The sequence below is a fragment of the Kouleothrix sp. 19917 genome (genome assembly GCF_057073505.1).
This window is the reverse complement of sequence record NZ_CP097099.1, coordinates 7898523-7912255: the sequence shown is the minus strand read 5'-3', so window position 1 is coordinate 7912255 and position 13733 is coordinate 7898523. Positions and strand designations below refer to the sequence as shown.

Genomic DNA, 13733 nt, shown 5'->3' with positions numbered 1-13733 from the left:
AAAAGCGATGCGGAAATCAGGAGAGAATTTCCACATTGTAATGACCAAACCCTAACCCCTATCCCCTATCCCCGCGCTGATTGCGCGCTAGCGTGCAATCAGCGCCGGCACATGCAGCCGGTGCTCGAACGAGCGGCTGATCAGCGCGATCACCTGATCGGCGCTTTCCTCGATCGGCTTGTTCGTCACGTTGATCACCGCGAAGCCGCCCTTGCGGAACACGCGCCGCGCATGCTCGATCTCCTCATACAGTTTCTCGGGGTCGGAATAGCTGCGCCCACCCATGCCCGCGAAATTGCTCTGCCGCCAGCGGCGGTGCTGCATCAGAATGTCTACGTCGATGGTCAGGCCCACAACGCGCCGCCGGTCGACTTCAAACAATTCAGCCGGCGGCGGAACCTCGCGCACCAGCGGCACATTCGCCACCTTCCAGCCCAGCACCGAGAGGTAGATGCTCAGCGGCGTCTTGCCCACGCGCGACACGCCCGTCAGCACCACGTCAGCCTGGTCGAGGTGCGTCGGGCTGCGGCCGTCGTCGTGGTCGACGGTGTACTCAATCGCCTTGATCCGCTCAAGGTAGGCGTCGTCCTGCCCCTGGTAGAGGCCGGGCTGCCCAAGCGGCGCGCGCCCGAACTGCTGCGCAAGTTGCGCCAACGCGCCGCCAACCGTGTCGATTGTGGGGATGTTGCGCGCAGCGGCCTGCTCGGTCAGCGCGGCGCGCAGGTGCGGCTCGACCATGGTGTGGATGATCGTGCCGCCGCGCGCAGCCGCCTGCTCAATCGCTTCGCCAAGCTGCGCGACGCTGCCGATCTGTGGCACCACAATCACTTCCGGGCAGCAGCCGGGGAACTGCGAGAGCGCCACGCGCGCAAGGTGCTTGCCCAGCGCGCCCGCCCCGCCCGAGATGATGAAGATCGGCGCAAGATCCTGATTTGGCCGTTCGCACAGTTCCATGGCGCACCTCTTTATGCCTGTATTTCGTATCGCTGTCAGGGCTACGTCAAAGTCCCAAAATCCATCCACAGATTACGCAGATTCCACAGATATGAAAATTTCTAATCTGTGGAATCTGCGTAATCTGTGGATAAATCTCGCTTCCCATTCCACCTTTGACATGGCTCTGCACCGCTGCGCACACTCTAGCATTCGTGGGTAGAATGGCCGTAGCAAAACCGCAACGCGGGGTTGCCCTTGGCCCACAAATGGCACGCTTCAGGAATAGCTTTCTGGTCACGGTTCCATGGTTCTGTGGTTCTGCAGTTCAGCTGCTACAGAACCGCAGAACCGAAACCAGACTTCCTCAGTGTGCACTAATTCATGCCGAACAGCGCATCCAGCTCGGCCTGAATGGCGCGCACCACCGCCTCGATCGCCTGCCCATCGCCCGTGTCGCGGCGGGCGGCTGTTTCGAGTGCGCGGCCCCAGCTCATGAGGTTGGGCCGGCCCTGCAAAAAAGTCGAGTGAATGCGGCGGGTCGCGCTGTCTTTGGCCCACTCGCCAGCGATGGCGCGGCCAAGCGTTTCGAGCAGGGGCGCCAGCCGGGCGCGGGCTTCGGCGTCGCGCACGCGGGCGAGCAGCGTGGCGCGCTGGGCCAGCCAGCCGGGGTTGCCCGCGCCGCCCTCCAGCAGGCAGGTTTGCACCCAGCGCCAGTATTCCTCAAACGGCTGGCGGCGGGCGTTCTGCGCATCGCGCGCATACAGCGCCGCAAAGGCGGGCCGCCACGACTCGACCAGCGCGGCATCGTCATTTGGCATGGGCATCTCCACAGTTCGCAACGATTCCAGCCGTATTCTACCGCAGCCATCAGCTGCGAATTGGAAGCAAAGGCACCAGGAATATAATGCGATTCCTGGTACCTTTAAGTTTCCTTGTACTCAGCTTCCAGGAAGCTCAGGCCAGTTTTCTTTCAACCTGATAACCAGATAAGCTTCCTGGAAGCTTGCCCGTTGTATGAAATAACCTATTTTCCAAAGTACTTAGTGCTTATATAAAAATGCAATCCACGAACAGGTTCCCGACGTGATCGGGATTGCTGCCTCATGACGCCGGGATTTCTGCGTGCTAGTCTGTGCCCACGGAAACGAACTGCTTGCAACATGGCCGGCGCAAGCGTGCATACCGCATCGCAGGAGCCTCCCAATGATGATCGTCAATCGCCCGCGCTCGCTCACCCTCACCATTTCCACCGACGCCGCTCATTCCCGCGCCACCATCGAGCTGCCAGCCGACGCCGCCGAGCGCGCCAGCGAGCTGTACGACGATCTGTTCACGTTTGTGTTCGACGTGCTGAACGTGCCTGTGATCGAGGTGCGGGTGCGCGCGGCCGAACGCCCTGGCTCCGAAGGAGCAAAGGCATGATCGCGCTGTTCTGCCCATGGCGGCGGGCGCGACTGGCCAAAGAAACAGTGCTGCGCGCTTTATCGGAAAAACAATCATAAGTTGTCACGAATAATCATCAACGTTTCCGTCAACAAACTCCACTTTCCTCCCCAGCCTCAATCCTCAAGCGCAGTGCGCGGCAGTTAATCCTCGCTTGACAAACGCGCAACATCGTGCTACCATCACGCCGTAATCAATCATCTTTTCACCAAATCATGACGCTTTGTGATTGATCGTGCAGCAATCGTGCGCGATCATACCCGCAGCGTGCCAGGCCGGCGCGCACACTCAGGCACCCCGCAGCGGCACAACCCGGCAGCGCAGCCCGCCTTCGGATCGCAAATCCACAGGAAAGGAGCACGCCAGCCACGACCACGTCGTCCGCCCACACCCAGCGCCCCGCGCTGCTATGTGTGGTTCCCCATATGTGGCGTTTGATCGGTCATGCTCACAGAAAGGGTGTTGCTCATGTCCTCAAGCGAACAGATTTCCCGGCGCAAATTCCTCAAGGTCACTGCCTTCTCCGGCGGCAGCGCGATCGTCGCGTCCATTCTCGCGGCCTGTGGCGGCGGCACGGCTGCCACGCCCACTGCTGCCCCCGCCGCCGAAGCGCCCACCGCAATGGCGGCAGCGCCTACCGCTGCGATGGCCGAGGCTCCTACCGCGGCGATGGCAGAAGCCCCCACCGCCGCAATGGCCGAGGCGCCAACTGCCGCTGCCGCTGCCGGTGGCGCGGCCGACGTTGGCAACCCGTTCAACCTGGCGGCGGGCGAGGTCGATGGCGTGTTCTTCGCAGGCGGCTTCGGCGACGACTACATCAAGTACGCCGGCCAGCTCGTCGAGAAGGCGCACTCGGGCACCACTGTCAAGATCCAGAGCATCCAGAAGGTGCAAGAGCAGCTCCAGCCGCGCTTTGTGGCCGGCACCCCGCCGGATGTGATCGACAACTCGGGCGCGGGCCTGATCCCCATGGCCGACCTGGTGGCCGAAGATCAGCTGCTCGACCTGGCGCCATTGCTGGCCGCGCCGGCCTGGGACACTGCTGGCAAGACCTTTGGCGACACGCTCTTCCCCGGCTCGCAGACCAGCGCGATCTTCGGCGGCAAGCAGTACGGCATCAACATCGCCTACACCATCTCGGGCATCTGGTACTCCAAGCCCGCCTTCGAAGCGGCTGGTTACACCTACCCGAAGACCTGGGCCGACATGCTGGCGCTGTGCGAGCAGATCAAGAAGGACGGCAAGCAGTCGCCGTGGACCTACCAGGGCAAGTACCCCTACTACATCTGGGGTATTGTGTGGAACATGCTGGTCTACTACGCTGGCGGCGACGACGTCATCAAGAAGCTCGACAACCTTGAGCCGAATGCGTGGAGCGACCCGGCGATCAAGCGCGCCACCGAAGACCTCTACCAGCTGTGGGACAAGGGCTACATCATGGACGGCACCGCCGGCCTGACGCACACGGAGTCGCAGACCGAGTGGCTGAAGGGCAAGGCCGTGTTCATCCCCTGCGGCAACTGGCTCGAGAACGAAATGAAGACGACCACCCCGGCCGACTTCAACATGACCGTGGCGAACATCCCCGGCTACGCCGACGGCAAGGGCGATCAGAACGCCGTGAACGCCAACGGCGGCGAAACCTATATCGTCCCGGCCAAGGGCAAGAACACCGCTGGCGGTATGGAATACCTGCGCGCCCTGCTCTCGAAGGACTCGGCCAAGTACTTCGCTGAGAACGTGCGCGCGATCATGCCAGTGACCGGCGGCACCGAAGGTGCCAAGCTTTCGGAAGGCATGAAGGCTGGCGTCGCGCTGGCGGAAGGCTCCAAGGGCGTGGCGATCAACATGAACTTCACCAACTGGTACAGCGCGATGAACAAGGAAATTGACCAGCGCACTGGCGAGTTGATGACGGGCGTGATCAAGCCCGACGAGTTCATCAGCATCATGCAGAAGAAGGCCGACGAGGTCGCGGCCGACCCCGACATCAAGAAGTTCAACCGCTAACGGCAATTTGTTGTAGTATGCAGTTGGCAGCGCGCAGTGGGCGGTCGTTCTGGCCGCCAGCTGCCATGTGCCAGCTGCATACTGCTTCTCTACCACGCGGAGGGATTTGCGTATGAACCGGGGCAAAAACGGCCTGATCGTCTCGTTCCTGGCCCTGCCACTGCTGCTCTACACCACCTTTGTGCTGGTCCCCTACCTGTCGGCGCTGGTGTTTGCGTTTACGCGCTGGAGCGGCCTGTCGGCAAATATTCGCTTTAACGGCGTCAACAACTTCATCAAGCTCTACGGCGACGAAAAGTTCTGGAATGCGCTGCGCCATAACGGCATCGCGCTGGTGGTGCTGCCCCCTGTTATCATTGGCCTCGGCCTGTTCTTCGCCTTTCTGTTCACGCAGGGCATCACATGGGCGCGCTTTTTCCGCGTCGCCTTCTTTTTCCCGCAGGTCATGTCGGTGGTGGTGATCGCGGTGCTGTGGAGCTTTATCTACCACCCGACCATCGGCCTGCTCAATGGCTTCCTCACCGGCATTGGCCTGTCGCAGTTTGCCAGCTTCCCCTGGCTGGGCGACCGCGGCACGGTGTTTGGCGCGGTGCTGGCAATGGTGGTCTGGCAGTCGGTTGGCTTCTATATGGTGCTGTTCGTCGCGGGTATGCAGGGCATTCCACCCGAATACTACGAGGCTGCCGAGATCGACGGCGCAACATCGTGGGTAAAGTTCTGGAGCGTCACTGTGCCGCTGCTGTGGGACACCATTCGCACCGCGATTGTGTTCCTGGCGATTGGCGCGATGGATCTGTTCGCGCAGGTGCAGGTGATGACGAATGGCAGCGGCGGGCCAAGCCGCGCCGCCGATGTGGTGCCCACCTACCTGTACCAGACGGCCTTTAGCGATGGGCAGTTTGGCTATGCCACCGCAATGGGGCTGGTGCTGCTGCTGCTGGTGTTCGTTCTGTCGGTGCTGAGCCTGCGCTTCACCGCGCGCGAAACACTTGAGTACTAAACCCAATACCATTCAAATACGGACGAGAGGAACGTTAACCACAGAGATATTACGTTGAAGAACGGGTCGGGCCAAGGACTTTGTTTGGGTCAAAGGGCGTTTTATGCTTGAGTACACCATAGACCACGTGCAACAACTTGCGCATCACCGCACCGATGATCACACCCTTGGCTTTGCCGCGCGCTGCCAGCCGTTCCGCAAACGCCTTGAACCCTTCGCATCGTCGCATCGCCACAATTGCCGGCCAGTACAGCGCCGCTCGCACGCTCGCCTTGCCCACTTTCGAGAGGTGTGTTCGCCGCCGCACACTCGTTCCCGATTCGTGCTGCGCCGGTGTTACTCCCGCGTCTGCCGCCAGCGCCTTGGCCGATGTATACGCGTCGATATCGCAGAACTCCCCCAGCAACTTAGCGGCAGTGATTGTACCTATTCCGACAATCGCCGTGAGAAGCGCAGCTTGCTCGCCCAGGTCACGCTCGTCTTTGAGATGCTGTTTGAGTTGTGCCTCGACGCTTGTGATCTGCTCCTCTACGCTTGCCAGAACCGTTTCAAGCGACGTGCGCACCACCGTGTCGCTGGTATCGCCCAAGCGATTGGACAGTTGCGTGCGCGTTTGGAGCAAGTCGTCGCGATGGCGTGTGAGCGCACGCAAGCGGCGCTGGGCGGCAGAGGGTGGTGTCCAGGCTTCGGGCTGGCATTGCAAGCAGAACAACGCAATGATGCGGCTATCCTGTTTGTCGGTCTTGGTGCGCATCATCTGGCTTTGGGCAAAACCCTTGATACGGGCAGGGTTAACCACACTGACGATGTGCTGAGCATCGGCGAGGAAGGCAGCCAGCGCTTCCCAATAGACATTGGTTGCCTCCATACAGGCATGCACGTGCTCAATGTGCTGGGAGCGAAGCCACTGCTGGAGCTGCTCAAAACCAGCGGAGGTGTTCGGAAACTGCTTGTGGCGACGGTCGCCACCCTCACGCAGCAGGGTGACATCGAAGGTGAGTTTGGCGAGGTCAATGCCGAGAATGTGCATGATAGCTCTCCAAAGGACAAGAAAAGGAGCTTGTTTCGGACCAGTCTTGAGGCTACGTGCTCGTGGGCACTGGGATCTTACACGGTCTTGTGAAACAAGCGATACGATGCATCGAAAGCCATTCTCTGTGACAGCGTCGAGCGCATCGGTCTTTTGCGGCCTTGAGATGCATCAAGGCATAGGATAGCAGAGCCAAGCCACTTCTGCGAGCCTTCATTGGTCTTTTGTTGACCCGCCCCACTTGGCGGCTTTTTAGACAAGACACAGAGGCACGGAGGGTTTTAGAAAGCTACAAAACTTGGTGTCTTGGTGTCTTGGTGGTTATTTGAAAGGTATTGGTACGAAACCCGCGTGTGAAAGGAAGTAGCCATGGCAACTGCCACCAGCCAGCCTACCACGGAGGTCGCCGCCACGCGGTCGCGCAGCCCGCTCGCCCTGCTGGCGAAGCTTGCGATCTATCTCATCCTGGGGGTCTGGGCGATTATCGTCATTTTCCCCATGCTCTGGGCGATCATGACTGCGTTCAAAACCGATCAGGAAATCTTTTTCAGCCCGTGGGCGCTGCCTGCCACGCCAATTCTCGATAATTTTGCGCGCGCATGGACCACGGCACGCCTGGGCGAGTATTTTGTCAACACGCTGATCATCGTCATTCCCTCGCTGTTTCTCACGCTGCTGCTGTCCTCAATGGCAGCGTATGTGCTGGCGCGCTTTGAGTTTCGCGGGCGGGCGTTTATCACCAACCTGTTTCTGGTCGGCATGATCTTCCCGCTGTTTCTTGCGCTGGTGCCGCTCTACTTCGTGACACAGAAACTCCAGCTGTTCGACACCTACCAGGGTCTTATTCTGGTGTATGTCGCCTTTTCGCTCTCATTCACGATCTTTTTCCTGATCAGCTTCTTCCGCACACTGCCGCGCGAGCTGGGTGAGGCCGCGCTGATCGACGGCGCAAGCCAGTACGATATCTTTTTCCGCGTGTACCTGCCGCTCGCCAAGCCCGGCCTGATCACCATGGGCATCTTCAACTTCCTCGGGCAGTGGAATCAGTACATTCTGCCCAACACCCTGATGATCACGAACGAGACCGGCAACACACATTATGTGCTGTCGCAGGGTCTGTACTATTTGCAGGCGAAGCAGTTCTATGGCAGCGACTGGAGCGGCCTGTTTGCGGCGGTGACGATTGTGATGATCCCGACGCTGCTGGTCTACCTGATTTTCAACGACCGGATCGAGAAGGGTATGACCGCCGGCGCGGTCAAGGGGTAAGCTTCACAATGGAAGCACAGAAGCAGGTATCGCCCGAGGGGCTGGCATGGTTCCAGGATGCGCGCTTTGGCATGTTCATCCACTGGGGATTATATGCCCTGCTGGCGCGTGGCGAGTGGGTGATGCATCACGAAAGTATCGCGCCGCCCGAATATGCCCGGCTGGCCGGGCAGTTCAACCCCACCGCGTTCGACGCGCGCGCCTGGGCCAAGCTGGCCGCCGACGCCGGGCAGCGCTACATGGTGATTACCAGCCGCCACCACGACGGCTTTAGCATGTATGACACCGCGCTGAGCGACTACAAAATCACCAACACGCCGTTCGGGCGCGACCCCATCCGCGAGCTGGCCGACGCATGCGCCGCCGAGGGCGTGAAGCTGGGCTTTTATGTGTCGCTGCTCGACTGGCGGCACCCGGCCTACCGCTTCCGCGAAGCAACCGGGCAGACATGGGACGATTATCTTGCCTTTCTCCACGGGCAGGTGCGCGAGCTGTGCACCAACTATGGCGAGCTGGCATGCGTCTGGTTCGACGGCGACTGGCCGCACCATGAGGCCAACGACAGCAACCAATACTTCCTGCCCGGCGGCTCGTTTGAGTACGGCCAGCTCTACGACATGATCCACACGCTCCAGCCCAATGCGGTGGTGATCAACAATCGCCACGAGGTGCCGCTTCCCGGCGAAGACATACAGGGCTTCGAGCAGGATCTGCCGGGCCAGAACTCGGCCGGCTTCAACGTCACCAAGCCGGCGGCGGGTATGCCGCTGGAAGTGTGCATGACGATCAACAAGAACTGGGGCTACCACAGTACCGACGCGGGCCTGAAGCCGGCGCGGCAGCTTGTTGTGACGCTGGCACGCGCCGCCAGCGCGGGCGCAAACCTTCTGCTGAATGTCGGGCCAACGCCGCAGGGCGAGATCGTGCCTGAGCACGCCGCCGAGCTGCGCGCGGTGGGCGCGTGGCTGGCGCGCAATGGCCGGGCGATCTATGGCACAAGCGCCGGCACACTCGCCCCCAGCGCCGATGCCGTCAGCACGCGCAAGGGCGACACGCAGTATGTGGTGGTGTTGAATGACGCCGACCGCGTGACGCTCCATGACGTGCCGCCCGAACTCGCGCACGCCGCCATTCTGCCCGACAACGCGCCCGCCGAACTGGCCCGCGAGGGCAACACGCTCACGATCACGCTGCCACACGCAGGGCGCGACCCGCTCGCCACCGTGGTGGTGCTGAGCGCAACAGAAGCGGGGGCAGCATGACGAACACGTCTGCGCCGGTGAGGCTGCTGGTGCTGGGCGCGGGCAGCCGTGGCTCGCAGTATGCGCGCTTCGCCGAGCACTACCCGGCCGCTGCGCGGATCGTTGGCGTGGCCGAACCGCGCGATTTCCAGCGCGAGCGGCTCGACAACCTGCACGATCTTCCTGCTGAGAATGTGGTGCGCGACTGGCGCGAGCTGGCCGAACGGCCGCGCCTTGCCGATGGGGTGATCATTTCCACGCAGGATGCCATGCACGCTGAGATGGCGATTGCCTTTGCCGAGCGCGGCTACCACATTCTGCTGGAAAAACCCATGGCCCCCAGCGCCGAAGAATGCCGCCAGATTGTGGCCGCCGTGAAGCGCAACAACGTGATCCTGGCCGTGTGCCACGTCATGCGCTATACCCGCTACACCCAGGCGCTCAAACGCCTGCTCGATGCCGGGCGCATTGGCACAATCGTGAGCATGCAGCACCTTGAGCCGGTGGGCTACTGGCACCAGGCGCACTCGTTTGTGCGCGGTAACTGGCGCAACGAAGCCATGTCGTCGCCCATGCTGCTGGCAAAATCGTGCCACGACCTCGACTGGATCCGCTACATCATGGGCCGGCGCTGCACGCAGGTCAGCTCATTTGGCAGTTTGCGCCACTTCCGCGCCGACCAACGCCCGGCGGGCGCGGCCGACCGCTGCCTCGACTGCGCAGTTGAGGCCGAATGCCCCTACTCCGCGCCACGTTTCTACCTGGGGCGCGTGCGCGAAGGCAACACGGGCTGGCCGGTGGATGTGATCACCGACGACCGCACCGAGGCGGGCGTGCTGGCCGCGCTGCGCGACGGGCCATACGGGCGCTGTGTCTACGCCTGCGACAACGATGTGGTCGATCATCAGGTGGTGAACATGCAGTTTGAGGATGGTGCAACCGCCAACTTCACCATGACCGCCTTCACCCGTGGGCGCGACCGCGAAACGCGCCTGTTTGGCACGCACGGCGAGATCTATGGCGATGGCGCGCAGATCCGCATCGACGACTTTCGCACGGGCACAAGCGAAACCATCGACGTAAACACCAGCACCGACGGCACGATTCTCACCGGGCACGGCGGCGGCGACGAGGGCGTGATGCGCAGTTTCGTGGCCGCGCTGGCGCACAACGACCCGGGGCAGATCCTTTCTGGCCCCGACGAAACGCTGGAGTCGCACCTGATGGTGTTTGCCGCCGAGCAGGCCCGCCACGAAGGGCGCGTGGTGGCGGTGTAGCCCAGTTGCGGGGTGCAGGTTTGAATGTTGCAGGTTTGAAGGTTGGCAGGTTGCACGTTATTGCATGGCGCATTACCTGCGACCGTACAGGATGTAAGGGCGAACCTTGTGTTCGCCCGGCCAAGATCGGATGCAAACCGGCTGTTCGACCATTGGGGATGACGAAACAATGCTTGCACACCTGCTGTTCGACCATTGGGGATGACGAAACAATGCTTGCACAGGTGTGTTCGACCATTGGGGATGACGGAAAAATGCTTGAGCACCTGCTGTTCGAGCATTGGGGATGATGAAACAATGCTTGCGCACCTGCTGTTCGGCCATTGGGGATGATGAAACAATGCTTGCGCAGGTGTGTTCGGCCATTGGGGATCACGGAAAAATGGTTCCAAAGGTGGTCACAATCCATTTTTCCAGCTAAAAAATAGTTCCGAAGGTGGTGTTCGCCCTTCGTCATTCGCAGCGTATGCGATACGCCGGTACATTCGCCCTTCGTCCTTCGCAGCGTATGCGATACGCCCGCATATTCGTCCTTCATCATTCGCAGCGTATGCGACACGCCGGTACATTCGCCCTTCGTCGGTGGTCGGTCGTCGGAAAAAACATCGCCGTTTCTGCTGGAGCACCCAATGACTGCGTTGCGGATCGAGAGCCTGACGCTGCCCGGCGCGCCGCTTGGCGAAGAAAATCCCCTGCCCTTCTTCCGCGACCCGCAGCATGATCGGGCCGTGCGCGCCCTGCCGGGCCTTGCGCCCGAGAAACAGGCCGGCTTTGGCGCACAGGCAGGGTTTCGCGTGCTGCCCTACCGCATGCAGGACGACTATGGGCGCGCGCGGCAGCCGCTCACCTTCACGGCGATTGTGCTAGAGAATGACATTTTGGCCGCAACCTTCCTGCCCGCGCTGGGCGGGCGGCTTTACTCGCTGGTACACAAGCCGCTTGGCCGCGAACTGCTGGCGCGCAACCCGGTATTTCAGCCCGCCAACCTCGCCATCCGCAACGCCTGGTTTTCTGGCGGCATTGAGTGGAACATCGGCCAGTTCGGCCACACCTTCGGCACCTGCGCCCCACTGTTCGCCGCCGCCATTCGTGGCGCGGATGGCGAGCCGGGGCTGCGCATGTACGAGTTCGAGCGCTGCAAAAGCGTGTTCTGGCAGATCGATTGTTACCTGCCGCCCGGCTCGCCGCAGCTGCTCACCTACACACGCGTGGTGAATCCGTCCGCGCAGCCGGCATGGATGTACTGGTGGACGAATATTGCCGTGCCCGAAGCGCCCGGCACGCGCGTGCTCGCCCCTGCCGACGAGGTGATCTACCTCGACGACTTCCGCGACCTGAGTTTTGGCGCGGCCAATATGCCCGAGCTGCCAAGTTTGCCCGGCCGCGACGCCAGCTATGCGCTGAATTTCCCCTTCGCCAACGAATTCTTTTTCCAGTGCGAAGCTGCCGCACTGCCCTGGCAGGCCGCGCTCGACGCGGGCGGCGCGGGTTTGTTCGAAGCCTCGACGCCACGGCTGGCCTACCGCAAGCTGTTTTGCTGGGGCACGCACACGGGCGGGCGGCGCTGGCAGGAATTTCTTTCCGAGCCGGGGCAAGCGTACCTCGAAATTCAGGGCGGGCTTGCGCCAACCCAACTGCACAGCCAGCCCATGCCGCCGCACAGCGCGTGGGATTGGTCTCAGGCGTTCGGGCTGCTGGCAACCGACCCCGCCGACGCGCACAACGCCGACTGGGGCGCGGCGCGGCGGGCGGTTGGTCGCGCGGTCGAGCAGCAGATTTCGCCCGCACAGCTGGCCAGCTTCGAATCTGCCGCGCGCACACGCGCCGACGCGCCCGCCAACGAGCTGCTGCACCACGGCGCGGGTTGGGGCGCGCTTGAGCTTGTGCGCCGCGCCGCCGACGGCACAGCCAACGCAGTGCCAGCGACGTTTGTGTTCCCCGCGCACACACTTGGCCCCGAGCAAGCGCCCTGGCTGGCGCTGCTGCGCGACGGCTGCCTGCCCGAACATGCACCTTCTGCCGCGCCCGGCGCGTGGATGACTCAGCCCGAATGGGCCGCGCTGACCGAGCGCAGCCTGGAGCAACCGGGCGGACGCCACTGGTATGCCCTGCTCCATGCGGGCGTGCAGCAGCTCGAAAGCGACGACCCGGCTGGCGCGGGCGCGTCGTGGCGCGAATCGGTGGCGCGCGCGCCCTCGGCATGGGCCTACCGCAACCTCGCGGTGCTGGCCGGGCGCGAAGGGCAAGCCGCCGAAGCCCTCGATCTGTACGCTGCCGCATGGGAGCTGGCGCTGGCCGCCGAGCAGATACCGGCTGCGCTGGCGCAAGAATACTTATACCTGCTCTGCGCCGCCGATCAATACGAGAAAGCTGACGCCGTCGCCACGCACTTGCCCGCAGCCTACCGCGCCCGCGACCGCATTCGCATCCTGAGTGGGCGCATTGCGCTGGCACTCGGCAAGCTCGACGAAGTGGAGCAGGCGCTGGGGCACGAATACGCCGACATCCGCGAAGGCGAAACCGAACTTACCGACCTGTGGTTCGAGCTGTGGGCGCGGCGCATGGCCGCCGAGTCGGGCCAGCCACTCGACGACGCGCTGCGTGCCACCGCCGCGCAGCGGTACCCGCCGCCGCAATCGATCGACTATCGCATGAAATTGGCCTGAACACGCGCAGGAAGGGGCAAGCATGGAGCGGGGGGCCGAACAACTGATCTCCAGCGTGGAACGCCAGACGCACCTGCTGCACTTCATCGAGCAGCGCCAGCGCGTCACGGTCGCACAGATCTGCGATTACTTCTCCGTCAGCCCGGCCACCGCGCGGCGCGACCTCGACGCGCTGGCCGAGCGCGGCAAGATTCAACGCGTGCATGGCGGCGCGATCCCGATTCGCCAGGCCCCGCCCGAGCTGCCGGTCGTCAGCCGCATCGCGGATCAGCTGGATGAGAAGCAGCGCATCGGGCACGCCACTGCCGAATTGATCGCCGACGGCGACACGGTCTTCCTGGGGAATGGCACGACGGTGCTCGAAGTGGCGCGTAACCTGCTGGCGCACAAAAACCTGACCGTGATCACTAACTCGCTGATGGTGCTCAACCTCATGGCCGACTCGCCCGACGCCACGGTGATCAGCCTGGGCGGGCAGCTGCGCCGCGCCGAGCTCTCGATGATCGGGCATATTACCGAGCAGGCGCTGGCCGAACTGCGCGCCGACAAGGTCATCATCGGCGTACACGCCATCGACGCCAAACACGGCCTGACCAGCCAGTACCTGCTCGAGGCAATCACCGACCGCGCCATTTTGAAGATTGGCCGCAAGGTCATTGTCGTGGCGGATCACACCAAGTTCGGGCGGCTCGCCACCGCGTTTCTCGCGCCCATCAACGCCAGCGACCTGATCGTGACCGGCAGCGAGCTCGATCCCGAGATCGAAATCGCCCTCACCAGCCAGGGCGCGCGCGTCATGAAGGCGTAGGGCGGCGGGTTTGAAGGTCGGCAGGTTGCAGGTTTGAAGGTTGCAGATTGGCA

At 62.5% G+C, this 13733-nt stretch carries 11 protein-coding genes; 8 read left to right on the top strand and 3 right to left on the bottom strand.

Annotation, left to right across the window (positions count from 1 at the left end):
* Positions 1-87: 87 nt before the first annotated feature.
* Positions 88-948, bottom strand: a complete 861-nt coding sequence (locus M1P90_RS31740; RefSeq protein WP_483704717.1) for a pyruvate, water dikinase regulatory protein — start codon at positions 946-948, stop codon at positions 88-90.
* A 362-nt stretch (positions 949-1310) separates the two neighbouring features.
* A complete protein-coding gene (locus M1P90_RS31735) occupies positions 1311-1754 on the bottom strand; it encodes a hypothetical protein (RefSeq protein WP_483699786.1) in 444 nt (147 codons plus the stop codon).
* A gap of 385 nt (positions 1755-2139) precedes the next feature.
* Here M1P90_RS31735 and M1P90_RS31730 point away from each other — a divergent pair, with 385 nt between their 5' ends.
* The 3 genes from M1P90_RS31730 to M1P90_RS31720 all read left to right on the top strand — a co-directional run bounded on the left by M1P90_RS31730 (position 2140) and on the right by M1P90_RS31720 (position 5389).
* Positions 2140-2358: a hypothetical protein gene (locus M1P90_RS31730; protein WP_483699785.1), complete on the top strand. Its 219-nt coding sequence runs from the start codon at positions 2140-2142 to the stop codon at positions 2356-2358.
* A gap of 489 nt (positions 2359-2847) precedes the next feature.
* Positions 2848-4389, top strand: coding sequence for an N-acetylglucosamine/diacetylchitobiose ABC transporter substrate-binding protein (gene ngcE, locus M1P90_RS31725; RefSeq protein ID WP_483699783.1), 1542 nt, complete (start codon positions 2848-2850; stop codon positions 4387-4389).
* Positions 4390-4501: 112 nt separating this feature from the next.
* The gene (locus M1P90_RS31720) at positions 4502-5389 is read left to right on the top strand and encodes a carbohydrate ABC transporter permease (protein WP_483699782.1); all 888 of its coding nucleotides are present in this window, start codon (positions 4502-4504) and stop codon (positions 5387-5389) included.
* A gap of 49 nt (positions 5390-5438) precedes the next feature.
* Here M1P90_RS31720 and M1P90_RS31715 read toward each other — a convergent pair whose 3' ends face one another.
* The gene (locus M1P90_RS31715; protein ID WP_483698797.1) at positions 5439-6419 is read right to left on the bottom strand and encodes an IS110 family RNA-guided transposase; all 981 of its coding nucleotides are present in this window, start codon (positions 6417-6419) and stop codon (positions 5439-5441) included.
* 369 nt (positions 6420-6788) lie between these two features.
* Between M1P90_RS31715 and M1P90_RS31710 the strand changes: the two genes are divergently transcribed.
* The 5 genes from M1P90_RS31710 (at position 6789) to M1P90_RS31690 (ending at position 13680) form a co-directional block, all read left to right on the top strand.
* Positions 6789-7688: a carbohydrate ABC transporter permease gene (locus tag M1P90_RS31710; protein ID WP_483699780.1), complete on the top strand. Its 900-nt coding sequence runs from the start codon at positions 6789-6791 to the stop codon at positions 7686-7688.
* An 8-nt stretch (positions 7689-7696) separates the two neighbouring features.
* Positions 7697-8950 (top strand): alpha-L-fucosidase, encoded by a 1254-nt coding sequence (locus M1P90_RS31705; protein WP_483699779.1) that lies wholly within the window; start codon positions 7697-7699, stop codon positions 8948-8950.
* A complete protein-coding gene (locus tag M1P90_RS31700) occupies positions 8947-10206 on the top strand; it encodes a Gfo/Idh/MocA family protein (RefSeq protein WP_483699778.1) in 1260 nt (419 codons plus the stop codon). Before M1P90_RS31705 ends, M1P90_RS31700 begins: the two co-directional genes overlap by 4 nt.
* A 629-nt stretch (positions 10207-10835) precedes the next feature.
* Positions 10836-12872, top strand: coding sequence for a DUF5107 domain-containing protein (locus M1P90_RS31695; RefSeq protein WP_483699777.1), 2037 nt, complete (start codon positions 10836-10838; stop codon positions 12870-12872).
* 22 nt (positions 12873-12894) lie between these two features.
* A complete protein-coding gene (locus M1P90_RS31690) occupies positions 12895-13680 on the top strand; it encodes a DeoR/GlpR family DNA-binding transcription regulator (protein ID WP_483699776.1) in 786 nt (261 codons plus the stop codon).
* Positions 13681-13733: the final 53 nt, after the last annotated feature.